Genomic DNA, 23899 nt, shown 5'->3' with positions numbered 1-23899 from the left:
CTTATGAAACGCTATTTGTTGCTGAAATGAGCTTTAGAATGTCCATTGGATCATTTAATTTATACTGAGCATGGACAGAATCAGGAGAAGGAGCGCCCCATAACGCAAGACCGAAGTCGATACCAGCATCAGCAGCACATTGCATATCGTATATCGTATCTCCAATATAGATGGCTTTGGATTTGTTTACACCTGATATTTCAATAAACTTTTGAAGCGGTTCAGGGTTCGGCTTATGCTTAAGCGTATCGTCTGCGGTAACTACAAACGGCAAATATTTCATGAGTCCAAATGGTACAAAATCCTCTTCTAGCTGCTCTTTTGTCTTAGAAGTAACAATTCCCGTCGTTATATTGGCGTCATGTAATGTTTTTAACATGAGATCGAAGTGAGGGTAAATATATATTTCAGCATAAAATTGTTTCATATAATCGTTCCAAATCGTGTTTGCTTCATCTATATTTTTAATGCCCAACATCGGTAGAGAGGTTGATCCGGGTATGCCAAGTACAAAGGAAAGTTCTTCACTGGTGAAATCCTGATTTAACAGCTGCTTGAGTGTTTTTTGTAGTGAACCGATAACAGCTTTTTCTGTATTGATAATAGTTCCATCAACGTCAAAAATGATACTTGTATACATGTGAGTTCCTCCGCTTCATATGAGGTAATTAAGGCGCACGATTACTTTAAGAAACGACATGCTCTCCTACAACCATTATGTCGACCTCTACAGCCTCTAGCTGCTCTCGCAATTGTTCATCAGGTTCTTGGTTTGTAACGATGATATCAATATCTTTAAGATCGGCAGTACGGTGGAACAGTTTTTTACCAAACTTAGTGGAATCAGCGAGAACAATGATTTGCTCGGATTGCTGAATAATTTTACGGATAAGAAAGCTTTCTTCTTCAAAGTAAGTTGTAAGTCCTTCAGCTGTAATGCCGCATGCACCAAGAAAAGCTTTCTCAAATTGGTAGTCGCCTAACATATCAATCGCTCTTTGACCATATACGAAGCGGTGTTCATTGTTGAATAAACCACCTAAGAGGTGAATGCGAATACCTTCTTTCTGGGTAAGCACATCTGCCGTATTAATTGAATTGGTAACGACTGCATTCATCTTACTTGTCATATACTCAACTGTATGTCGAACAGTTGTTGAGGCATCCATATACAGATAATCGCCATCGTGAATTAGCGTTGCTGCTAACTCGCCTATCCTTTGTTTTGAAGTTAGGTCTTGTTTCATTCTCTGTTCATAGTTTAGAATGTCTTTTGATATTGGTGGCAGAATTGCTCCGCCGCGCGTTCGCAAAATAGTTCCTTGTTGTTCAAGTTTGATAATATCCCGCCTTGCTGTGTCCCTTGAGATGTTGAGCAAGCTGCAAATTTCATCAACTTCAATCCGTTTCTTTTCCTGCAAATACTTCAAAATAGAGACTAGTCGTTCTTCTTGAAACATTGCAAACTCTCCTTTTTCAGTACGTAAACTTAAGTTATTTTAAGTAATTGTAAGTTATATTAATGATTATACGCTGAATTTTGGCAAAATCAAGTAAAATATTAGCTCAAATGGATGGATTACCAATCGATCCTTATCACTTTTTGTCATTTAAAAGCATGTATCTCAAATTGCGATAGAAAACATTCCGATAAACTATGAATTATGCGTCTTCCTTATAGGGCTTGACATTACTTTTTCTGTTATAGTCATGTTATAATGTTGGCAATGCCGTAAACTTATAACTGAATGTGAAAGCAGGTAATGATGAATGAAACAGCGTGAGAAGCTTCAAAAGCCTGACTGGCTTCGCATAAAACTAACAACAGACGGTAATTATGCCGAGATAAAAGACATGATGCGCAATAAGACGCTACATACGGTCTGTGAAGAAGCGCGGTGTCCTAATATTTATGAATGCTGGGCTAATCGTACCGCTACGTTTATGATACTTGGTGATATTTGTACACGAGCTTGCCGTTTCTGTGCGGTGAAAACAGGAATGCCTACTGAGCTTGATACAGCTGAGCCAGAACGTGTTGCAGAAGCTGCAGAGCAAATGGGACTTCAGCATTGCGTTGTTACATCAGTAGCACGTGATGATTTGGCTGATGGCGGTGCATCTATCTTCGCTGCTACAATTAGAGCGATCCGTAAGCGCCTTCCATTCTGTCGTGTCGAAGTACTTATACCGGATTTCATGGGCAATAAAGATGCGCTTCAAGTTGTTATGGATGCGAACCCAGATATTCTTAACCATAATATTGAAACGGTTGAGCGTCTGTCTGACCGTGTACGTGCAAAGGCAAAGTACCAACGTTCAATTGAGCTTTTGAAGCGTGCCAAAGAAATGAAACCGAAAATTCCGACGAAATCAAGCATTATGCTTGGCGTAGGCGAGGAGTGGGATGAAATTTTGCAAGCGATGGATGATTTGCGTGCGGTAGATGTCAACATTTTGACACTTGGTCAATACTTGCAGCCTACACCAAAGCATATGCGAATTGTACGTTACGTTCACCCAGATGAATTTGCTGGATTGAAAGAAGAAGGCAAGAAGCGCGGCTTCCGCCACGTGGAATCTGGACCGCTTGTACGCAGCTCATACCATGCGCATGAGCAAACGGATTCTGCACACGCAGCGATTGAAGCGGACACTTTGAATACGGTGACGGCTGCTTATGAGATGGAGTCTTCAGGCTCATGTGCAAGTGCCGGTGCCAGTATTAAGTAATTGATGCTCAAGTGAGGTGTAACTATGGCTTTGATTCATATCGGTGGCAAATCGTACGAGCTTGTTCATGAGAATAGAAGCGGCTGGAATCCAGAAGCCTTTCGTAATCGCTTTAGCGAGGTACTTGAGCGTTATGATTACATTATCGGTGACTGGGGTTATAACCAGTTGCGCTTGAAAGGTTTCTTCAAAGATAACCATCAAAAGGCAACTAAAGATAGCACGTTCTCTGCTATATCGGACTATATTAATGAATATTGTAATTTCGGCTGTGCTTATTTTATATTGGAGAAACAACTTGGCGGACGTAAAGAACCAAACGATGATGATATGGATCTTGACTTGGACTTGGGTGACGAGGTTATACGTTTAGAAGGGTTCGATCTTCGTGCTGCAGCTGAATCTGCCGCATCATCTTCACTGGAAGATATCCCTGCAGAGGGTGACGTTAAACCTGTACAGAAGGAGCATTTCTCCTCAACTCGTCATCGCAGCATGAGCGCTCACAATAATCAGCGGGCTGCGGAGGATCAAGGGAAACCAGCGGGGAACGAGGGTCGTCGTCGTGATCAAAATAATCGCAACAAAAATCATCGGGGTGGCAACGATCATCGCGGAAAGAAACCAATGAAGATTGCGGCGAATGAAACAGCAGCAGCTTCTGAGCCAACAAAAAGCTCTAATAATAAAGACGCCGGACGCTCCTAATTGGAGCGAACCGGCGTCTTTTTTATTATTAACGTGGGTCATAGTCCAGGAAGGCCTCACGTACACGGTTCCAAAACGGAAACGGTCGATATCTAGGAAAGCTCACTTTACGTGTAGCGACGCTGCAACGGATGGAGCGTATGTCACTGTGTGTAATATTTACATGATCAATGCAAAGTTGAATGCGCTGTTCTTTTTTGGAGAAAATGTCGCAATGATGATGCTTAGGCAATAAGACAGAAGAGCCTAACGTACGGAAAACTCGATTGTTGATTGATGCGATCTCTGCGAGCTGTAGCGATTCAATGGAAGGATGTACGATTGCCCCGCCAACACTTTTGTTATAGGCAGTACTGCCAGATGGTGTGGAAATAACGATCCCGTCACCTCGAAACATTTCGAAGAGTTCATCGTTAATATCGATCTGAGCTACAAGAGTGCCATCTACACCCTTTAGCGTGAACTCATTCAGTGCCAAGTAATGAAGTGTCTCTGTGCTTGTTTCAACTTCGATTTGAGCAAGCGGGTATCTGACCATGCGCGGGGTTTCTTCAGCCATTAATCTAACCAGCTCTTCCAGCTCATCGGCATTCCAATCGGCATAGAAACCGAGGTGGCCAGTATGTATACCTACAAATCCAACGTCAGCAATACAATCCACATATTTATGAAAAGCCTGTAGGAGCGTACCGTCACCACCAATAGATATGACAATGTCGGGATGTGTTTCATGCTGTATAAAGCCCCGTTCTGCTGCTAAGGAATGAAATTGTTGAACCAACGATTTGGACAGAGCGTCGCCCCTGTCGATAACGGCATATTTCAAAGTTGTATTTCTCCTTCCGAGCAATCAGTTCTGTATCTTTGATGATATAGGAAAATCGTTCTAAATTCAATGAATCGCTATAACCCACGATCAAGGACCTAGCCAGCCCCATAACAAATAGACGAGACCCATAGCGATAAACCCATGCAGCAGTCTAGCTATAAGGAAAGGGGCATACCTCAAATTCGTTCGACTGAGTAAGCTGGCTATTTGTGCATGCACGGATAATCCACTCCAAGAAAGCACCCAAGCGGCCATAGCTACCGCATGCATTAATAAAGTTTCACTTGTCCCAGATGCCCTTGCACCTAGTGTTACTTCAAATAGTCCGAATATAGCAGCGTCAGCGAGCGGGATAGGGAGTCCTAACATTCCGAATAATAATCGCAGCATTTCGGTTAGCAGTTCTACAAGCCCGACATGTGTCAGCATTTCCATCACGACGGAGAAGAAAACAACAAGTCCTCCTACTACAATCATCAGCTTTAGGGCAGACTGTACAGAGTCTTGAAGTAATCTTCCCAGCCTTCTGCCGTCAAGCAGTCTCGCTTCGTGCATAGATCTAAGTGCTAAAGCGATTCGGGAATGTGATAAACGTTTAACTTTGAGCATTGGGGATCGAGACTGGTTATCATGCTGAGCATCTCTTTCTCTGGAAAGGGTTTCTGAATCCGATTTGGTATCGTGGAATCTCATCAAAAATCCAATCAACAGCCCTCCGCCGTAGTGTGCAGCAGCAAGCACAGGAACGATAGAAACATTTTGAAAAAAACCGACTGAGACAGCTCCAATTAAAAAGATCGGATCAGACGTTGTCGTAAATGCGACTAGTCTTTCTCCTTCTGCACGGGTTATAAGTTTCTGCGCCCACAGCTGCGCAGTAAGCCTTGCACCTACAGGGTAACCGGATATGTATCCCATCGTTACAACAAAACCGCCAATACCCGGCAAACGGAATAGGGGACGCATAAACGGGTCAAGCAATTTACCAAAAAAATGAACGATTCCGAAACCTAATAATAGTTCTGATATTACAAAGAACGGGAAAAGTGCAGGAAATAACACCTCCCACCAAATGGATAACCCTCGAAGGGAGGAGTGCAACGTTTCAGTCGGGTATATGGCCATTAGCAGCGCAATGAAGAAAGCGACAAATGCCGTTATGGATAATGGATGAAAAAATACGCGCAGCATAGGTTCCTCCTTAGACTCAATTGCTTGTACAACATCTCCTATTACTTATATGAATGAAGAAGGACATCCATCACTAAAATAGGCTGAAGATATGCATCATTTTCTTCAAAATCATCTGCTATCAGACTAGTTTTTGAATTTGGATATGGTACAATGGAATCATCCTGACATACTTGGAGTGATGATAATGAGCGTTATCGCTGGCATTCTTGTCTGTGCTTTTATCTACGTCATCAGGGAGTGCCTTGCAACACCGCAAGAAGAGGAGTACAAAGCTTAATACCATGTATAGATAAAGTCCGCGTATATGAATGCGGGCGTTTTTTTTATTCTACAAATGCTTGACTCATATAATTCTTAATACCTACAAAATGGAGATGGAAATGACGATGAATAGGAATATAAGCATCTACGAAGCAATCGGGGGAGCCGAAGTACTCAGATCAATAGTTGAGTCTTTTTACCCAAAGGTGAAAGAGCATCCGCTATTAGGTCCGCTGTTCCCTGAGGACATTGATCCTGTCATAGAAAGGCAGTATCAGTTTCTTACTCAATTTTTTGGAGGTCCATCCCTGTATTCTGATGAACATGGCCATCCGATGATGAGAGCGCGGCATTTGCCGTTCCCTATTACACCGGAGCGCGCGGAGGCTTGGCTCGATTGTATGAGGAGAGCGCTTGAGGAGATTGGCATAGAACCAGAGCTTCGGACGTTTATATTGGACCGACTATCTGGACCAGCTCATCATTTTATTAATACTACCGAATAGGAGACGTAAGCCTATGGAACCGCTGTATGAATCCAAGATTTCATGTATTTGCTGTGAAACGATATTTATTACAACTAGAGTACGTCCAAGCTTTAAGAAAGCTACAGCTGTGGATTCTGATTTTTGTGGACATTATTCCAAAGGCACTAACCCTGATTTTTATGTTGTACGGATTTGCCCAAAGTGTGGGTTTGCTTCTACGGAGAACGGATTTGCTAGTTTAACTGAATCACAGAAACAGAGTTATAACACTCGAATCGGTCTAAATTGGAGAGGTCAAAGCTTTAGCGGTGAAAGATCGGCGGAGCAAGCGATGATGAGCTACAAACTAGCCTTGTTGACTGGACAAGCAACTGATGCCAAAGATCGGGTAATTGCAGGTATTCTCCATCATATAGCGTGGTTGTATCGATATGAAAATAATGAAACAGAAGAAAAAAGATTTTTGACATTTGCATTAGAAGCTTATATTCGTGTGTTTGAAACAGAAGGCATATCGCTTAATAATGCGAAGTTAATGTATTTAATAGGGGAACTAAATAGAAGAATTGGCCAAGATCAAGAAGCAGTTAAGTGGTTTTCACGTGTCGTTAATGACAAAAAAATTATGGATGCTGCGATGATCCGTGCGTGCAGAGAACAGTGGCAGCTTATTCGGGAGGAGTCGGAAGCCAGACGATTAAGCTTGTCCAGCTCTTCCTCTCAAATTGTAAGCAGCTTATAAAATGAAATACTACTTAAATTGTGTACGCTTGCTCAATGGACGATCTGTAAGAAGATAGTCATGGTCGGCATCAATTAAAGTCATTTTATTATGGCAACATGGAAGTACCAACAATCGTTTTTTGCCATCTTGAATGTCGGGCAGCTCCGTTCTCTTTAACGGCAGAAGCACGTTTTCTTCGTCACAGAACGGGCAGCTCGATACGTAAAGATCGCCCATTATTGTTTCGTAAGGCCATGCATTCTGGAAAGGGATCATCATGACTCCTTGTTCTCCGATTCCGCAGCTGCATCTTTTTTGGCAAGTTCAGCAAGCTTCTGTAATAAAATATGCTTTGGCATATGCATTAGGTGCTCAAGTGGCACATTTAATTGTTCGGATAACTTAATAGCTGTTTCCGGTGAGATTTGCAAAGGTTTCGACATGGTTTTGTCCCTCCAATCAGGATATAATAAAGTTATACACCGCCAAGTGGGTTTGCGCAAATCATTTGCGGTAATCGCTTGGTTTTTTTGTTGTATATACATAAAAATAATGCGAAATGATGAGGTGCAAAATAATGTCAAGCAAATATCCATTACAATGGGATTTGGAAGTTATTTATCCTGGTGGATCTAGTTCAGAAGCATTTGGTGAGGAATTAGCAGGAATGGAGTCAAATATTCAAAGTCTTAATGAGCTTATGAAAGAGAAAGAAGGTCTATTATCTGACCGGATTGGAGCAATGACAGAGATCGCACAGTCTATTTTGCTCGCACTAAGACAGTCTGAATCATTTGTTGGGTGCTTGATTGCTCAAAATGTGCGTGATCACGCTGCTATTGGGCTTGATGATCGTGTGAAAACGATAGCGGCGAAATATTTATCTGCAATGACGAGATATGATAATGAGCTTCGTGAAATTGATGATTCCACTTGGGATGAATTAATGAAGGATGACTATTTAAGTGAGATAGCCTTCAACCTGGAGGAAAGAAGAAATCTCGCTAAACTGAAGATGGCGCCTGAACTTGAAGCGCTTGTTGGGGATCTTGCAGTAGATGGTTATCATGGCTGGGGTAATAACTATGACGTCATCGTATCGAGAGCAGAATTCCATGTAGAAGAGCAGAATGGCGAAAAGAAAGTATTATCTGCAGGTCAGATGAGCAATCGACTTTCTGATGGTGATCGTTCAATTCGCCAACCGGCATTTGCAGAGTGGGAACGTGAATGGTCTGCACTTGCTGATCTAAGCGCAGAAACATTGAACCGTATTGCCGGCTTCCGGTTGAAGCTATATGGAAATCGTGGATGGTCTTCCGTCCTGCAAGAGCCGCTTCAAATTAATCGCATGACTGAAGCTACGCTGAACGCAATGTGGGGAGCAATTGAAGAGGGCAAAAATGCACTTATTCCTTATTTGGAGCGCAAGGCTCAATTGCTTGGCGTGGAGAAGCTGGACTGGCACGATATTGAAGCACCAATTGGATCAGCTACGCGAACAGTACCTTTTGACGAGGCAGCAGACTTTATCGTGGAGCAATTCCGTGCATTTGATCCGGCGCTTGCTGAGTTTTCTGAGATGGCGTTCAGAGATGGTTGGGTTGAAGCCGAAGACCGTTCAGGCAAACGTCCAGGCGGATTTTGTACATCCTTCCCTAAGAGTGAACAAACACGCATATTCATGACCTTCTCAGGAACAGCATCCAATATTTCTACATTGGCTCATGAATTAGGCCATGCTTATCATCAACATGTCATGAATGATCTGTCTGCCATGTCTCAGGAATATGCGATGAACGTTGCAGAGACCGCTTCTACATTCGCAGAAATTATCGTATCCGATAGAGCGATGAAAGCAGCTACAGATGAAGATGAGAAACTTGGACTGCTTGAGGATAAAATCCAACGCTCCGTTGCGTTCTTTATGAATATTCATGCAAGATTCCTGTTCGAAACTCGTTTCTATGAGCGCAGAAGTGCAGGGCTTGTTACCGTTGCAGAATTAAACGAACTGATGGAGTCCGCACAACGGGAAGCTTACCGTAATATGATTGGTGAAGCACATCCACATTTCTGGGCATCAAAGCTGCATTTTTATTTGACGGATGTACCGTTCTACAATTTCCCATATACGTTCGGTTATTTGTTCAGTGCAGGTTTATATGCAAGGGCGATTAAAAAAGGCGAAGGATTTGCAGACAAATATGTTGCGCTGCTACGTGACACAGGACGATTGACGGTTGAAGAGCTGGCGAGCAAACATTTGGGGGTCAATCTCGAAGAACAAAACTTCTGGAGAGATGCTGTTTCACTAACTGAAGAAGATGTTCAATTGTTCTTGGAAATGACAGAAAAGAAATAGTGAAGGGAATTATATTCCTTAACTGCCCTACCTTGTCATGTTATACCAATGAAAGCGTTTGTATTTCAATATTGTACATTATATATGATTGTGATATCTTAAATAAAGCGATTTGTTCGTATGACGTTTATTTATGAGTCATATAAGGAAAGAGGGGAGTACGATTCAGCTTTCTTCAAGACAAATGGAGCTTATCGAGCTGGTTCAGAAACATTCGCCAATTACGGGTGAACAGTTAGCTGAATATTTAGGAGTAAGTCGTCCTACTCTTCGGTCGGATTTATCCCTGCTGGTTATGCTAGGAATGCTAGATGCCAAGCCAAAAGTGGGATATTTCCTTGGAAAAACATATCGACAGACGCATGAACCGCTACAACGATACAGCAGCATGAAGGTTAAAGAGGTGCTGGGTGTTCCTGTTAACATTCCGGAGACTCTCTCTGTGCATGATGCGGTCATAACTCTCTTTATGGAAAACGCTGATACGTTGCTCGTTGTGAATGAAGAGAAACGCTTTGCAGGCATTATTACGCCGAAGGATCTGCTTAAGATTACGTTAGGCAATGCTGGCGCAGCTTCAATTCCTGTTAGTATGGTTATGACTCGATATCCCAATATTGTTACGCTTTTGCCTGACAATACCGTAATAGATGCAATGAGAAAGATGTCCCAGCATCAAGTGGACTGTCTGCCGGTCGTTGTTCCTTCCGCTTCTCCTGAGCAATATCCTGAGGTTGCGGGATGGGTGTCGAAATCTAACATTATTCGGCTTATGGCAGATATCGCAACAGAAGGGGAATTGGGGGACACTGATTTATGACACATCAGACTATTTACGTTTGCTCCGATGCAGTAGGAGAGACTGCCGAGGCAGTAGCTAAGGCGACGATTAGACAATTTCCTTCTGAAAGCGTGAAGATTAAGCGATACGGACATATTCGTTCGGAAGACGAAATTGTTCGTATTATCGCCGAAGCAGCGAAAACAGGAGGTTTTATTAGCTACACACTCGTTCAACCTGAGCTTCGTGAACTGATGAAGGCAGAAGCAGTGAGACTTGACGTACGAGCTGTTGATGTTATGGGGCCGATGATGCAAGCGTATGTCGACACCTTTGGCAGTTTTCCAAAGAGAGAGCCGGGATTGTTGCATTCAATTGATGAAGCCTACCATCGACGCATGGAAGCGATAGAGTTTGCTGTGAAGTACGATGATGGTAAAGATGCGAGAGGTTTAGCTCAAGCACAAGTTGTTCTTATTGGGGTATCACGGACTTCAAAAACGCCGCTTAGTGTATTCTTGTCGCACAAGGGTATACTGACAGCTAATTTGCCTCTTATGCCTGAGGTTAATCCACCAATTGAACTGAAGCAGGGTCCTGGTAGACTAATAGTTGGACTTACTATGCAGCCAGAGCATTTGCTTGGTATTCGATCGGAGCGATTGAAGACACTTGGTCTTCCCTCTTCCGCACAGTATGCATCACAAGAACGAATTCTAGAGGAACTTGACTATGCTACATCTGTTATGAAGTCATTGAATTGTCCCGTTATCGATGTAACGAATCGCGCAATTGAAGAAACCGCTGGTATCATTATCGATTGGATTAGCAAATAAACTTGTACCTATAGATATGGAGGGTTTTTGAATGAGTAGAACATTTGTAATGGTTAAACCTGATGGAGTAGAACGTGGTCTTGTTGGTCGTATTGTTGCTAGGTTTGAAGAGAAGGGTTTTACGCTTGTAGATGCTAAGCTAACACGTCTTGACAGAAAATTGGCAGAAATACATTATGAACACTTGAACACGAAGCCATTCTTTGGTGAATTGGTAGATTTCATTACTTCCGGTCCAGTATTTGCAATGGTTCTTGAAGGCAAGGATGCCATACAAAACGCTCGTTCATTAATCGGTGCTACGAATCCTACAGAAGCAACACCTGGAACAATTCGTGGTGACTATGCAATTGATGTTTCCAGTAACATTGTTCACGGATCTGATTCTGATGAAAATGCTGAAAGAGAAATCAATTTGCATTTCCAATAAAAGTTTTTAATAGAGATGGTTGACGACTTAACTATCCTATGGTAAATTCTATACCAAGAAAATAAGTAACGACGGAAGCACCGTGTAGGGCTGCAGCTTGCTGCGACTTTACCGGTGTTTTTTTGCGTTCATTTATTATCCAAGGAATAGAGCAAGTGCTTAAAGTGTGGGAGGAGGGTCAATCTGAAACGATATCAATTAGCGATTGCGGTCAAAGAAAAGGAATATTCGAGAAGGCTTGCAGATTACGTTCGAAGCAGCCCTTACGGGGATCGTTGGCAAATTTCTGCCTTTACTCATCCGAATGCATGCAAGCAGTTTCTACAGCAAGGTTATGGTATTGATTTACTCGCAGCAGAACCTGATTTGCTGCGTGAATTGCAGCCAGAATTAGCGTGTGTACCATCTATAGCATTAGTAGGGAAAATTGGTGAATCGGATGCGAAATATGAGCTTCTTCAATACCAGTCTTTACCGCAGCTATTAAGAGGAATGTCTGAACTGTTTGATGTCATGTCCCATACAGGAACACAGTCGACTGACAACGGCAGGAGCAATTCAAAAGTTGTGACAGTCCATTCCGCTTCAGGTGGTGTAGGGAAAACAACATTTGCTCTGCATTTGGCTAACGCGGCAAGTATGCTCCAGCATCGCACATTTTATTTGAATTTAGAAAGATATAATACGGCCAACCTTTGGTTAAGTAATAACGAAGCTGAAGCTGGTTCTGGAGCGGGCCTTTCAGATTTACTCTACGGAATAAAAACACGATCACAATTGCAAGCACAATGGCTTCTTCAGCATCGTAAATATGATCCTCATCTCAAATGTGATTATTTACTTGGCTTCACCAATATTGAAGATCGACTAGCTCTAAGTGCTGAAGATGCGGTTGCCATCGTCGATACGATCTCTCAAAGTGGTCACTATGACGTTGTCGTCGTAGATATGGATGATGGGATGGAGGAGCTTCATATCGCTCTGCTCGATCGTGCGGATCGTAATTTTTGGATCGTTACAGAGGATCGTTCGGTTCTCCGTAAGCAATCAATTGCCAATATGTATGGTGAACAGAAATGGGGTGAACGGTTCCAAAGGCTACTCCAAAAATCACAAGCCATTCGCAATCGACAAAGTAAAGAGGGGGATGAGAGTAAGGAGAAAGTACCACGAGTTATATTTGCACCATATTCATTACCAGATGTAGAGCAATGGAGGGACGGAGAGATTAAAACTTTACTATCTTCCTCTCATTATCGAGCTGCGGTGGGCAAACTTATAAAACATGTGCTGACTGAAGGAGAATATGCTCATGATATCCGATGACATTGTGTATGAGCTTCGGGGAAAGATCAGAGAGAAAATTGACTTTAGCGGTGCAATGACTGATGACGAGTTATTGGAAAAGACAGAGGAGATTGTTTTCGGATGGTGCCAGCTACATTCTTTAACAGCAATAGAGAAGGTTAAGTTAGTTCGAAGGTTGTTTCATTCGTTTAGGGGATTAGATATTCTTCAACCGCTGATGGAGGACCCAACGGTTAGTGAAATTATGATTAATAGCCATACTGAAATCTTTGTGGAAAGAGATGGACGTATAAGCCAGTTAGAGACGGTGTTTGAGAGTAAGGAAAGGCTGGAGGATTTAATTCAAACTGTTGTTGCAGGAGTAAATCGTGTCGTCAATGAATCCTCTCCAATTGTGGATGCAAGGTTGAGGGATGGTTCCCGAGTGAATGTGGTGCTTCCACCTGTAGCGTTAAAGGGGCCAAGCATGACGATAAGGAAGTTTCCAGATCAGCCTATGTTAATGGAACATTTAGTGAAAAGAAGTTCAATTACTGAAGAGGCTGCGTTATTTCTTAGGGAGTTAGTAGAAGCGAAATTCAATATGTTTATTAGTGGAGGTACAGGGACGGGGAAAACAACCTTTTTGAACGCATTATCCCAGTTCATACCTGTGGATGAGCGTATCGTTACGATTGAAGATTCGGCTGAGCTGCAAATTCGATCAGTACCTAATCTTGTATCCTTGGAAACGAGGAATGCGAATACGGAAGGGAAGGGTCAAATTACGATACGAGACTTAATACGTGCAGCACTGAGGATGAGACCTAATCGGATTGTAATCGGTGAAGTACGCGGGGAAGAGGCATTGGATATGCTTCAAGCATTAAATACGGGACATGAAGGTTCCGTATCGACTGGTCATGGCAACAGCGTGAAGGATATGGTTGGAAGATTGGAGACTATGGTGTTAAGTGCCGCAGACTTGCCTCTTATCGTTATCAGGCAGCAAGTAGCCTCAGCTATAGACATTATGATTCATCTATCCAGATTCAGAGATCAAACTAGGAAAGTAACGGAAATAAGCGAGGTCCTTGGAGTAATGAATGGCGAGGTTCAGCTCAATCCATTATTTCGATTCCGAGAGGACGGTGAGCGGAATGGATATGTAATCGGTTGTTTAGAGCGAACGGAACATTACTTGCAAAGTACGGAGAAGCTCCGAATGGCTGGGAAGGAGCTGAGCGGTGGAATTGCGGGATAACTACATAAGGCGTTCTAGCAATCGAATGAAAGGATTCGTGATTTGGTGCGGCTGGGAAGGTGTGTTTCCTTCTACAAGCAGTCGCGAGACTAATTCACTTCCAATATACACCTCGTACGTTCTTAGTCGTAATGAGCTGCTTTTTTCCATCCTAATTGGGAGCGTTGTCATTTATACAGCTACGTATTTATTTTATCATTCTATGTCACTTTCTATTATATTGGCTTCAATGGGAGTTGCCACTCCTAGATTTAGAAGACAGGCATTGTTAGACCGCCGTAGAAATCGACTCAAAGTGCAGTTTAAAGAAGCTTTATTTTCACTGACGTCTTCTCTTGCCGCAGGACGTTCATTAGAAAATGCCTTTAGAGGGGCACTCGATGATATGAGGTTGCTATACACAGACCCGGCAACTGATATTTTAAGAGAATTTCAATTTATATGCTATCGACTAGAAAATGCAGAGCCACTAGAAAGTGCTTTGCGGGATTTAGCTAAACGAGCTCAAATTGAGGAGATAACGCAGTTTGTTGATGCATTATCCGCATGCAAGCGCTCAGGTGGAGACTTACTTGAAGTAATGAAACGAGCATCAACAATTATTGGCGAGAAGCTTACAGTTGAAAGCGAGATTATGGTGATGCTAGCGCAGAAACGTTTTGAAGCGAAAATTATGATGGCAGTACCATTTATATTTCTCAGCTTTCTAGCATTCGCAGCCCCAGATTACATGGAGCCGTTGTACAACGGAATCGGATATGTATTGCTGACGGTCGTATTCCTTGTGCTGCTAGTCTGCTTTTGGATAATGAATAAAATTATGAGAATAAAAATGTAGAGGGTGAAGAGAATGGGGCTGCTTGCAGCCATAGCATTGACAGGCATATGGCTCTACCTCTTAAGTAAATCCTCGTTAAAGCAATTAGTAATGTTATTGGTACGAAGAACAACAAGAGGCAAGAAGAGTGAGCAACTTTTCAAAGAATATGCTATCGTAATGCCGTTTCAAATGCTATTGGAGAAAATATATCAAATGGACGTGCTACAGATTCAACTTAATGCTTTTCATATGAAGCTTTATGTCTTAAACGGTTCTTCGTGGACAAACGAACGATCGAAGCACGAAGCTGCGACTTCTATAGGTAATGGATTTATGTCGCTTGTATGCTGTACGTGGCTTGCTTGGCTTAGTAATGAAAAGCTGTTAATGATAGTTGGTGTTTTATTTGCGATTGGACTTGGGCTTCGCAGCTTTGCAGAAGCAGGACGCAAGATCGAACAACGCAAGAAGGATATTATTACTGCTCTCCCAGATATGCTTAGCAAACTGATGCTTTTAGTTGGTGCTGGCGAGACCGTACAAGGGGCCTTCATTAGATGTATGGAAGGAAAAGAGGAGAAGAATCATCCCCTTTATAAGGAATGGGGCTCTGCCATTATATCTATGGGAAACGGTCAGCCATTTAGCTTAGTTATGGAGCAATTTAATAGAAGATGTGCTGTGCAAGAAGCGTCCGTTTTTACGACGGTTATGTTATTGAACTATCGCAAAGGCGGCGACCATTTTGTGTTAGCAGTAAAGGAACTTTCTTTCTCACTTTGGGAGAAAAGAAAAGCGATTGCGCGGACTAGCGGAGAAGAAGCTTCGTCCAAGCTGGTATTTCCGCTTGTTGGTATATTGCTGATTATGATGGTAATCGTCGCAGCTCCAGCGGTGTTGTTAATGGGTTCATAAAAAATGATGAGGAGATGTTGAGACATGAAGAAACTTAGAAATCCACTAGCATTATTTTGGCGTGATGAAAAAGGTTTGGGTACCCTTGAAGTTATTCTTATCATTGCTGTAGTCATCATTATTGCTTTGTTGTTTAAGGATTGGATTATTGCACTTGTGGAAGATCTCTTAAATAAAGCAGATAAAGAAGCGGATAAGATTTTTGAATAGGGAACGCTTTTCTAAGTGGTTTCAAGATGAGCGTGGGAGTTACACGATTGAATCCGTCATCGTGTTCCCACTGCTTCTGGGTGCAGTGCTGTTATTTATACTCTTCGGAATGTATCTCTATCAAAATGTTGTATTAAATTTTTCGACCGCCGTTACTGCAGAACGTGCCGCATTCAGCTGGGACAACAGTCATCGCGATTCAAGGAGCGGACTGCTTCTAAAACCGGAATATGACGGGCTTTATCGCAGGCTCGGATCAGATGAGATGTTGTCAAGTCTGTTTGGAATGGCAGGATCATCTGAAGATACTTCGCTCGAGTTGCCTAAAGACATAAATAGTGGAGGGAATAAAGGATCAGTCAATTTGTCCAACCAAAAGTTAATACAAGCAGCTGCCTGGATAGCTGAGCCTTATCAATCGTACAGGGGTAAAGTTTTCTATAATAGAAAAGGATTGAAGCGATACGTAGAAGTTCGTTTGCAGAAACCGATTGACTTGTTTCCATGGGAGAGAAGCAGGTTTAAAGCTGATCCTGAGGCATTATCGAAGGGCCATATCGTTGAACCTGTTGAGTTTATTCGAAGTGTTGATTTGGTGAGATATTATACGACCAAATTTACGAATAATTCAATGGGTAAGACGACAGCCAAGGAAAGAGCAGCTCAAGTGCTCTCTTCCTACGAACAGACAAAGTGAATGGGGGAAGAGCCCTGAAAAAAAATCGTTCATCCGGCTTATTATTCGAGCAGAACGGAGCCGTGACTATATTTGCAGTTATCGTATTATCTACTCTTTTATTGTTTTTTTCGGTATTGATAGACTATGCCAGAATAGCGGCCTTTCATATGATGTCTGAAGATGCGGCTCGATCTGGGACGAGATCTGTACTGTCGGCGTATGATTCATGGCTTTATGAAAGGTATGGTCTATTCGGACGCGGTGGTACAGAAGGCAATAAAATATTCGAGGATGTTATGAAGGGTAATAACGAAACAAGCGGGTCGAGCTCATCAGAACGGTTTAATTTAATAGATATCAAAGTTGAGAGCGCAGTTATCCAACCAGCCTCTGTTCTTGGAGAGCACCCAGTGCTTAAGCGGCAAATCCAAGAGGAAATGAAATATAAAGCTCCGATCGACTTTACTCTAGAAGTGATTGCAAAGTTCACACCACTGGCACAGGGGCTAAAGGAAAGCTCAAATGCGGTCCAAACGCTAGAGCAGCTTCGCAAGTTATATGAGAAGAGAGAGACATTACTTGAACAGGGGTTAAAACTTCAAGAGTTAGCAGTAGATGCACTAATAAGTAGTGAAGCGTTGCCTCTAGTACCAGTGACTGCTGCTGGAGGGATTACTTTTGCTAGTTTGGCTAACGGTTATAGCACCTATGTAGGTCAAGTAGAGTACGATTCATCACTCCGAAAGGGTGAGAAAGCAAGCTTTAGTGCGGAAATTGCACAGTATAGATCGGATGTGTGGGGTTTAATTAATCAAGTCAGAAGCTTTAGTAATTTATTAGAGCAACGCCATGCCAAGTTGCTTTCGGATGCGATGACAAAACTGAAGGAAGCTGAACGACTGAACGTACAAATGCAGAGTGTGCTTAATAGTGCGAATAGCTCTGCTTCAGCCGGTTACGATGGGGTTGCAGGAAAGAAGGTACCGGGTTCCAATACTGTTCCTACTACGGGGGATCCTGCAAAGGAGCTTTCCGAGATTAAGAAGTCAGGTCAACAATTAATAAGAGAGCAAAGGTGGTTTTCAGATTATACGACAGAACTGACGTTACAAGGTATTCGAAATACAGCGGTTACAAGTGAGCTTGAGCAGCTTATTGGCAGGTGGTCAGGAGCAATGTCAACACCGTCAGTTTTAAATCAAGCTTTACTTGTAACCGTTCAAGGCGATGCAGTAGTTGCTTATAGAGACTATGAACAACGATATTCAATGCCAGGATTAACGATTATTGAACGTAGGAAATCTGTACTGGACAGTTCAATTAAGGATCAACTAGCCCAGCAAGAACAGAAGAAACAATCGTTATGGGGGCAGGCCAATCGTATGATGCAAGGACTTGCCTCAATACCAAACAATCCTGATCATAACCTCATCTTTCAAAAGGTTCAGGATCGGTATAAACAAAACCTTATTTACAATCAACAAGCCACTGGGATTACAGAGCCGAAAATCCAAGGTCAGGCTCGTAATGCCAACGAGGCAGCAGAGAAATCAGCTTCTTTTTTGGATGGATTATTTTCTGGAATGTCAGATATGCTCATGCAGAGTAGAGATTATTTCTATTACGGCGAATACGCCGTTAATCGTTTCTCTTTTTTTGAGCCGCAACAACTGCGCATGCTCATGGAAAATGGAGATGTTGAGGGCTTAGCCCAAACAACATCTTTTCACAATCAAGAAATGGAATATGTATTGTACGGATTTCATGATCCTGTTGGAAATCTTATTGCTGCTTATGGAGAATTATTCGCTATTCGTTTGGCGATTAGAACAATGGAAGGCCTTATTGTCAGTCGTTCATTAGGACATCCGCTTCTAATATTGTCGGCGGCACTCATTTACGGACTCGAAAAAACGATGGAAGATATATTGTCGTTTACCTATAATGGTTCTGCCCCATTATCAAAGTATGTGAATGTTGATCTGACATACACGGATTATTTAAGACTGTTCATGCTGTTGCATGGAGGTAAGGAAGAGGAGCGAGTCGGTCGAATAATTGCTGTAATCGAGCAAAGCACTGGACTCACGCTTACTTCAATTGGCACAGGAATAACAGGAGAAACAAAAGTATCAATGAAGCTGTGGTTTCTACCTGGAATTATGGAGATGTTAGGGCGCATGGATCTCCTTCAAGGAAAGGTTGTTGGCAATCGCTATGAAACGACGCAAACGGTCGGTTCGTCCTATTGATGGGACACGGAGAGTTATTTCGTCCAGTCAACAGGGCTCAATTGTTGTAGAAGCAGCAATTGTCATGCCCCTAATCATATTTGTACTCATTATTTTTGCGATGATCATATCGCTTAGTTCATCTCAGATGGCGCTTCATTCTGCTGCATCTCAGAGTGTCCGTCAGTTGTCTGCTCATATATATCCGGTAGAGCTTGCAAGGGCGCAAGCTGCTGCAGCTGCAGGTAATACGGTGCCGCCTGTCCCTGCAATTCCGTTACCTGTACCTTTGCCTGAGTGGACGGATTTTGCAGCTGACGCTGCAAAGTGGCTGCCAGAGCCTATGGGGGAATTTGTATCTTCGGTTATTAAGGGGGACTGGCGGCCGGTACAAAATATTGCAGCAACTGAGCTTGGTCGAAATGTCATTGAACCATTCGTACGACAATATGTGAACCCTTATGTATTGCGACCTGAGCTTGTACAGCTGGAACGAATTACTTTGCCAGATTTTAAAAAAAAAGAGGATCTATACATAGCTATCGAGCTTAAATATGAGTATCCAATTGATGTTCCATTCATCAACAAACCAATTGTTTTACGCGAACAGTCCTATGAACGAGTATGGCTCAGTGATGCTGTCGCAGCAACAGCAATAGATAAAGATACGGGCAATGAGGGGAATGCCGCTCTTCAGATCGTTGCGATTCAACCATCACCATTGCGACCAGGTAATAAGGCTACAGTCATAGTGAAGACAAAGCCAGGTGCTGTTGTATCCCTTGGAGTAATGTATAAAAGCGGTTCAAGCAAAGCAAAGCACTTAGGAGAAGCAACTGCGGACGAAAATGGATATGTGCAGTGGACATGGCATGTTTCAGGCAATACAACGCCGGGATTGTGGGAGCTTACTGCAAAATCGTTGGATGGATTAAGCAGTGTATCTAAACATTTTTCAGTTCAAAAGAAACAGTCTGAGCCCCCTAAATAATATTGTGGGGAAAATGAGAATGGAGATAGGAGGCGACGATTTGGTTGTTGTGACAATAGCTGCATTGTTGATACTTTCGATCGCATTAATTACGGATATACGTAAACAACTTATACCTAACTGGTTAACTGCTTGCTCGTTTACTTTGGGTGTTGCGTACCATGCGATCGCAAACGGTGTTGAAGGGTGGATTTGGACATTGGGAGGTGCGGCTGTCGGCTTCTTCCCACTCTTAATTCTTTATATTTTAAAAGGAATTGGTGCAGGTGATGTAAAGCTATTTGGTGCAATTGGCGCATGGATAGGCATGCTCTGGGTAGCACAACTTATGTTGTATTCCATTCTTTATGCAGGAGCAATTGCTGTTTTGCTGCTTGTTACAAGGCGGACATTCGTAAAAAATATAGCGCTCGCCATTGTAGCTATTGTTGCACCAAACGTCTCTTGGTCCAAAGGAGAGTGGCTATCATGGGCAAAGTCAGGCAAGAGCTTCCCCTTTATGCTGGCAGTGGCACCAGGAGCCGTTACATTATGGATTACGAGTTATTAGAGTAAGCGATCAATGATTAGAAATAAGGGGGGAGATGTTCGTGATGCATCAATTTCGCATTGATTTTGCGATGAACCGAGGGCATGAAATGACGATTGATCGTGAAAGTGGCATCGTAAGAAATGAACTAGACGAAATAGAGCTGAACATGCTTCGCTCGCAACGTGTGCCATACCTTCTGCCAATGGATTGGTTCGAGATGGATGGGAAAATTACATTTCGTTATACGCTGACAGGTACAAAGATGTTAGTACATCGCTTGCAGCAACAACCTATTACAATGGAGCAGTATTATAGTTTGATACTAGCAGTAACGGATGCTTTGTTAGAGTGCAAAGCGTATATGCTTAGACCAGAGGGCTGTTTGCTGAACGATCAATTTATTTTTTCAGGAGAACAGTTTGGTGATATTAAAATTCCCTACTTGCCTATTAAAACATTTGAAGATGATTATGTTCAAAAGACGGAGGAACTTCTCTCTCTTGTTGTTCGATGGACATCGTATGTAGAGCCAATTGATGGAGCAGGTCTAAAGAGAGTTCTTCAGCTTCTCAATAATAATCGATGGCCGCTTGTAGAACTACGAGAGACTCTTTTGGAGCTTATATCTACTTTAAATGAATCTAGTAAAAGTGAACCAATTACAAATGTATCAATCAAGAAAGAACCCGTTTCAACAAAAAGATCAGACAACTTGCAAGAAGATCTTAATATTTCTTCATTGAGTCCTGGTAAAAGGTCCGCCTCTTTAAAATATGAGCCACATATGGATAAGGAAGAAAGGGATAGTTTTATACCGCATGTAGACGATTTTATGGACGATGAATCCGATCAGGCAACGGGTAATCAAAGGAGCATGTGGTTGGTAGGGGCTGCATTCATAGTAGTGTCGGCATGTGTGTGGAGATTTATCTACTTTGAAAATCCAGCGAACCAAAGTCTATTAATTAGCTCAGGTTTGACTTTAATATTGTTTACTGTAGTACTGTTCTTTAAAAAGCGGGATGCCGATCATCAAGTAACAGAGGATTCTCTACTTGAAATCTCTGAACCCTTCGAAGAAAACTCAAGTTCAAAACGATTCAAGAAAGGGTGGAATCATGAGCAAGAGCAATTAGTGGATACAACAGATTCTTTAGGAAGTTATTCTCTACCGCCAAGGAATTCACAATCCCATACTTCTTCGGAAGGAGCAATGCTTCCAACCACATATTTGGGATCTGGAATGCTGGAAGAAAATAGTACTGCGTTACTTGGGTCAGCGGATAGTGAGAAAACATGGTTGAAACGAGTATGGAAAGGGCAAGAAGAGGAGATTACAATTGCTTTGGAGAGTTTCAAAATTGGGAGAGCGGCAGAAGGCGTAAGCTACGCTGAAAGTGCAGACGGCGTTTCTCGTGTACATTTGGAAATAGAACGAATAGATGGGGAGCATCATGCCAAAGATTTGGGTTCTAGAAATGGAAGTCTTTTAAATGGTAACTTAATGGTCCCTTATAAAGCATACAAGCTGATGACTGGCGATACCATCCATCTTGCAGGTATGAAGGGACCAGTCTATGAATTGCATAGAGGATAGTTGCAAGTTATCGGCCAACCAATTGACGCATAGCACTTTGGACATTTGGGTAACGGAAAATATATCCGTTATCCTGTGCTTTTTTAGGAACTGCACGCTGACCATCAAGCAATAAAGTGGCCATTTCCCCAAATAATAATCGCATGAGAATGCTGGGAACTGGAAACCAATGTGGTCTACCCATAGCATGACCGATTGCTCGACCGAAGGCATCATTGGACACTGGATCTGGGGCGGAAGCATTAATAGGACCACGCATAGTTTCATTGTCCAAGCAATAAAGTATAAGTCCTATCATATCCTCGATATGAATCCAGGATAATCCTTGTTGTCCGCTGCCGATTTTCCCACCGCCAAAAAGCCGGTAAGGAAGGGCCATTATCGGGAAAGCCCCGCCTTTAGCATCCAAAACGACACCAATTCGCAGTTTTACTAAACGTTCTACTGGGATGCTGTCAGCAGCTTCTTCCCACTGTTTGACGACCTCAGACAGATAGTCCGTTACATTTGTTTTGCTGTACTCATCAAATACTTCGTCCTGAGAGATCCCGTAAGCAGATATGCCGGAGGCGTTAATAACGACCGATGGTTTATTAGATAACGACTTTATTAAGGTGGCAACATTTGCAGCAGTCCATAGTCTGGAATGGAGTATACGTTTCTTCGCTGAAGCTGTCCATCTTTGATTGATGGACTCACCAGACAAATTAACGATAGCATCCAAACTTTCAAGTGGTGAAGAGTCCCGCTCAAGCTCGTCCCATGTCACGAATTGAATGTTCGTATTACTTGCAACATGCTCGGAAGATTTTTTTCGTGTTATGATCCACACGGTGTCTCCACGCTCTAGAAGTGCCTTCGTTAACGCTTTTCCAATAAAACCAGTTCCTCCGGCAATTGCAACCCGCATTATATACGATCTCCTTATCGGAAACTATTTTATTTCTTCAATTTTTGTTAGATAGAGCAGCTTAATGGATGAATCACTCTCATCTACTTTACTCGTATATTCGAATTTCACTTTGCTGTCAGAAGGCAAAGCTTCAATAACAGCTGTAAGTTCTTCAGTAATTCGGTAAGAATCTGCACCGGCACTAGTTGTTATCTCAATCGAGTTGGAATCAATTTGTCCTGTATAAATGCCTTCAGCACTAATTGGATTACTTGTTGGAACTTCTTCACCATTATTTTCACTATTGGTTCCATTGTCTATTGGCGTTTCAGGTTCTGCTATCCCAGTTTCTTCTGGCAAATTATCAGTTGGAGCGACGGTTGGAATGTTGCCCTGGGTATTATCGGCACTTGGATCCTTAGCATTTGAGCCACATGCTGACATAGTTAACATAATTGCAAGGACGACGGCACTAGCGGTTGCGGCTTTTGTTCTTCTTTTGTTTGATAAGTTCATGATGAACCACCTCCTGTATACTAAAACGAAAAAATGGGCGTGGAGGTTGCATATATTCGTAGACGGGGCCATCCCTTGCAGCCCAGATTATTTGTTCAGCAAATGTTTAAATGCTGAGTAATCGATTTCATTTTTATCAAGAAAGCTTACTAAGCTGCGATAATCACGTTTAGGTGTAGCTCTTATGTAGCCCTCTATGCAATGGTCTCGAGTTACACTCGTAGCGCCATGCTCAATAGCAACTTGCCCGATCCTAGCTGCAATGGAATGTTTCGCAATATCCCGGAATGCGACTGGTACTGGAGAAACCAGTACATCTAGAAACTGCTTGGAAGGTTCGTTCCACATACTGCGGCTGCGATCCACCCAATAGTTTTGCCAATCAAGTTTTGATTTACCGTCTCTCATTGGCAGCACCTTTAAAAACTTGCGGAACATAAAAAAGCCACCAATGGACATGGCTATAACCATGACGATTGCCCAGAAAGCAATAAAATACATGAACCAATCCGGCGTTTTATCCATCATTGTCTGTCACCTCAATAATGAATTATAGCGTATTCCTAGATTTATTTCGACATTCCTTGTAAAATAAGGTGTGATCAACCGAAAGGGG

The 23899-nt window shown here is 42.5% G+C and carries 27 protein-coding genes; 18 read left to right on the top strand and 9 right to left on the bottom strand.

Annotated elements, in window-relative coordinates:
• Nucleotide 1: 1 nt before the first annotated feature.
• Nucleotides 2-640, bottom strand: coding sequence for an HAD family hydrolase (locus MFF31_RS02060; RefSeq protein ID WP_238186506.1), 639 nt, complete (start codon nucleotides 638-640; stop codon nucleotides 2-4).
• A 46-nt stretch (nucleotides 641-686) separates the two neighbouring features.
• Nucleotides 687-1460, bottom strand: coding sequence for a DeoR/GlpR family DNA-binding transcription regulator (locus MFF31_RS02055; RefSeq protein ID WP_238186505.1), 774 nt, complete (start codon nucleotides 1458-1460; stop codon nucleotides 687-689).
• A 310-nt stretch (nucleotides 1461-1770) separates the two neighbouring features.
• Here MFF31_RS02055 and lipA point away from each other — a divergent pair, with 310 nt between their 5' ends.
• Together lipA and MFF31_RS02045 are read left to right on the top strand one after the other, a co-directional pair.
• Nucleotides 1771-2733, top strand: a complete 963-nt coding sequence (gene lipA, locus MFF31_RS02050) for a lipoyl synthase (protein ID WP_238186504.1) — start codon at nucleotides 1771-1773, stop codon at nucleotides 2731-2733.
• A 24-nt stretch (nucleotides 2734-2757) separates the two neighbouring features.
• On the top strand, nucleotides 2758-3441 hold the full coding sequence (locus tag MFF31_RS02045) for a YutD family protein (protein ID WP_238186503.1): 684 nt from the start codon (nucleotides 2758-2760) through the stop codon (nucleotides 3439-3441).
• Between the two features lie 28 nt (nucleotides 3442-3469).
• Here the strand turns inward: MFF31_RS02045 and MFF31_RS02040 are convergent, their stop codons facing one another.
• A complete protein-coding gene (locus MFF31_RS02040; RefSeq protein ID WP_238186502.1) occupies nucleotides 3470-4267 on the bottom strand; it encodes an NAD kinase in 798 nt (265 codons plus the stop codon).
• A 90-nt stretch (nucleotides 4268-4357) separates the two neighbouring features.
• Complete coding sequence (gene ylbJ / locus MFF31_RS02035; RefSeq protein ID WP_238186501.1) at nucleotides 4358-5461, bottom strand: sporulation integral membrane protein YlbJ; 1104 nt, start codon at nucleotides 5459-5461, stop codon at nucleotides 4358-4360.
• Between the two features lie 389 nt (nucleotides 5462-5850).
• On the opposite strand from ylbJ, the gene MFF31_RS02030 reads away from it, so the two are divergent.
• Together MFF31_RS02030 and MFF31_RS02025 are read left to right on the top strand one after the other, a co-directional pair.
• Entirely contained in the window at nucleotides 5851-6231 is a 381-nt protein-coding gene (locus MFF31_RS02030; RefSeq protein WP_238186500.1) for a globin domain-containing protein, read from the top strand.
• Between the two features lie 13 nt (nucleotides 6232-6244).
• Complete coding sequence (locus tag MFF31_RS02025; protein ID WP_238186499.1) at nucleotides 6245-6955, top strand: DUF2225 domain-containing protein; 711 nt, start codon at nucleotides 6245-6247, stop codon at nucleotides 6953-6955.
• Between the two features lie 9 nt (nucleotides 6956-6964).
• Here the strand turns inward: MFF31_RS02025 and MFF31_RS02020 are convergent, their stop codons facing one another.
• Nucleotides 6965-7213, bottom strand: a complete 249-nt coding sequence (locus MFF31_RS02020) for a hypothetical protein (RefSeq protein ID WP_238188451.1) — start codon at nucleotides 7211-7213, stop codon at nucleotides 6965-6967.
• Complete coding sequence (locus MFF31_RS02015; RefSeq protein WP_238186498.1) at nucleotides 7213-7380, bottom strand: YycC family protein; 168 nt, start codon at nucleotides 7378-7380, stop codon at nucleotides 7213-7215. Before MFF31_RS02015 ends, MFF31_RS02020 begins: the two co-directional genes overlap by 1 nt.
• A gap of 134 nt (nucleotides 7381-7514) precedes the next feature.
• Here MFF31_RS02015 and MFF31_RS02010 point away from each other — a divergent pair, with 134 nt between their 5' ends.
• From MFF31_RS02010 to MFF31_RS01945, 14 genes are all read left to right on the top strand, one after another.
• Nucleotides 7515-9302, top strand: coding sequence for a M3 family oligoendopeptidase (locus MFF31_RS02010; RefSeq protein WP_238186497.1), 1788 nt, complete (start codon nucleotides 7515-7517; stop codon nucleotides 9300-9302).
• A gap of 133 nt (nucleotides 9303-9435) precedes the next feature.
• Entirely contained in the window at nucleotides 9436-10122 is a 687-nt protein-coding gene (locus tag MFF31_RS02005; RefSeq protein ID WP_238186496.1) for a helix-turn-helix transcriptional regulator, read from the top strand.
• Nucleotides 10119-10919, top strand: a complete 801-nt coding sequence (locus MFF31_RS02000) for a pyruvate, water dikinase regulatory protein (protein ID WP_238186495.1) — start codon at nucleotides 10119-10121, stop codon at nucleotides 10917-10919. Before MFF31_RS02005 ends, MFF31_RS02000 begins: the two co-directional genes overlap by 4 nt.
• Nucleotides 10920-10950: 31 nt before the next feature.
• On the top strand, nucleotides 10951-11349 hold the full coding sequence (gene ndk / locus MFF31_RS01995; RefSeq protein WP_238186494.1) for a nucleoside-diphosphate kinase: 399 nt from the start codon (nucleotides 10951-10953) through the stop codon (nucleotides 11347-11349).
• A gap of 366 nt (nucleotides 11350-11715) precedes the next feature.
• Nucleotides 11716-12675: a P-loop NTPase family protein gene (locus MFF31_RS01990; protein WP_238186493.1), complete on the top strand. Its 960-nt coding sequence runs from the start codon at nucleotides 11716-11718 to the stop codon at nucleotides 12673-12675.
• Nucleotides 12662-13900 (top strand): TadA family conjugal transfer-associated ATPase, encoded by a 1239-nt coding sequence (locus tag MFF31_RS01985; protein WP_375541264.1) that lies wholly within the window; start codon nucleotides 12662-12664, stop codon nucleotides 13898-13900. Before MFF31_RS01990 ends, MFF31_RS01985 begins: the two co-directional genes overlap by 14 nt.
• A gap of 25 nt (nucleotides 13901-13925) precedes the next feature.
• Nucleotides 13926-14738: a type II secretion system F family protein gene (locus MFF31_RS01980; protein WP_248565380.1), complete on the top strand. Its 813-nt coding sequence runs from the start codon at nucleotides 13926-13928 to the stop codon at nucleotides 14736-14738.
• Between the two features lie 12 nt (nucleotides 14739-14750).
• On the top strand, nucleotides 14751-15635 hold the full coding sequence (locus MFF31_RS01975) for a type II secretion protein F (protein ID WP_238186491.1): 885 nt from the start codon (nucleotides 14751-14753) through the stop codon (nucleotides 15633-15635).
• 24 nt (nucleotides 15636-15659) lie between these two features.
• Nucleotides 15660-15845 (top strand): Flp1 family type IVb pilin, encoded by a 186-nt coding sequence (locus MFF31_RS01970; RefSeq protein WP_238186490.1) that lies wholly within the window; start codon nucleotides 15660-15662, stop codon nucleotides 15843-15845.
• On the top strand, nucleotides 15838-16542 hold the full coding sequence (locus tag MFF31_RS01965) for a TadE/TadG family type IV pilus assembly protein (RefSeq protein ID WP_238186489.1): 705 nt from the start codon (nucleotides 15838-15840) through the stop codon (nucleotides 16540-16542). The genes MFF31_RS01970 and MFF31_RS01965 overlap by 8 nt, the downstream gene beginning before the upstream one ends.
• The gene (locus tag MFF31_RS01960; protein WP_248565379.1) at nucleotides 16539-18776 is read left to right on the top strand and encodes a TadE/TadG family type IV pilus assembly protein; all 2238 of its coding nucleotides are present in this window, start codon (nucleotides 16539-16541) and stop codon (nucleotides 18774-18776) included. The genes MFF31_RS01965 and MFF31_RS01960 overlap by 4 nt, the downstream gene beginning before the upstream one ends.
• A complete protein-coding gene (locus tag MFF31_RS01955) occupies nucleotides 18742-19746 on the top strand; it encodes a pilus assembly protein (RefSeq protein WP_238186487.1) in 1005 nt (334 codons plus the stop codon). Before MFF31_RS01960 ends, MFF31_RS01955 begins: the two co-directional genes overlap by 35 nt.
• 19 nt (nucleotides 19747-19765) lie before the next feature.
• Entirely contained in the window at nucleotides 19766-20296 is a 531-nt protein-coding gene (locus MFF31_RS01950; RefSeq protein WP_238186486.1) for an A24 family peptidase, read from the top strand.
• A gap of 43 nt (nucleotides 20297-20339) precedes the next feature.
• Nucleotides 20340-21875, top strand: a complete 1536-nt coding sequence (locus tag MFF31_RS01945) for a DUF6382 domain-containing protein (RefSeq protein WP_238188449.1) — start codon at nucleotides 20340-20342, stop codon at nucleotides 21873-21875.
• Nucleotides 21876-21882: 7 nt separating this feature from the next.
• Here the strand turns inward: MFF31_RS01945 and MFF31_RS01940 are convergent, their stop codons facing one another.
• From MFF31_RS01940 to MFF31_RS01930, 3 genes are all read right to left on the bottom strand, one after another.
• A complete protein-coding gene (locus MFF31_RS01940; RefSeq protein WP_238186485.1) occupies nucleotides 21883-22785 on the bottom strand; it encodes a TIGR01777 family oxidoreductase in 903 nt (300 codons plus the stop codon).
• Between the two features lie 24 nt (nucleotides 22786-22809).
• Nucleotides 22810-23283 (bottom strand): hypothetical protein, encoded by a 474-nt coding sequence (locus MFF31_RS01935; RefSeq protein ID WP_238186484.1) that lies wholly within the window; start codon nucleotides 23281-23283, stop codon nucleotides 22810-22812.
• An 87-nt stretch (nucleotides 23284-23370) separates the two neighbouring features.
• On the bottom strand, nucleotides 23371-23808 hold the full coding sequence (locus tag MFF31_RS01930) for a DUF2621 family protein (RefSeq protein ID WP_238188448.1): 438 nt from the start codon (nucleotides 23806-23808) through the stop codon (nucleotides 23371-23373).
• Nucleotides 23809-23899: the final 91 nt, after the last annotated feature.

Source organism: Paenibacillus sp. L3-i20 (genome assembly GCF_022180385.2).
GTDB lineage: Bacteria > Bacillota > Bacilli > Paenibacillales > Paenibacillaceae > Pristimantibacillus.
This window is presented reverse-complemented; position numbering and strand designations above follow the sequence as displayed.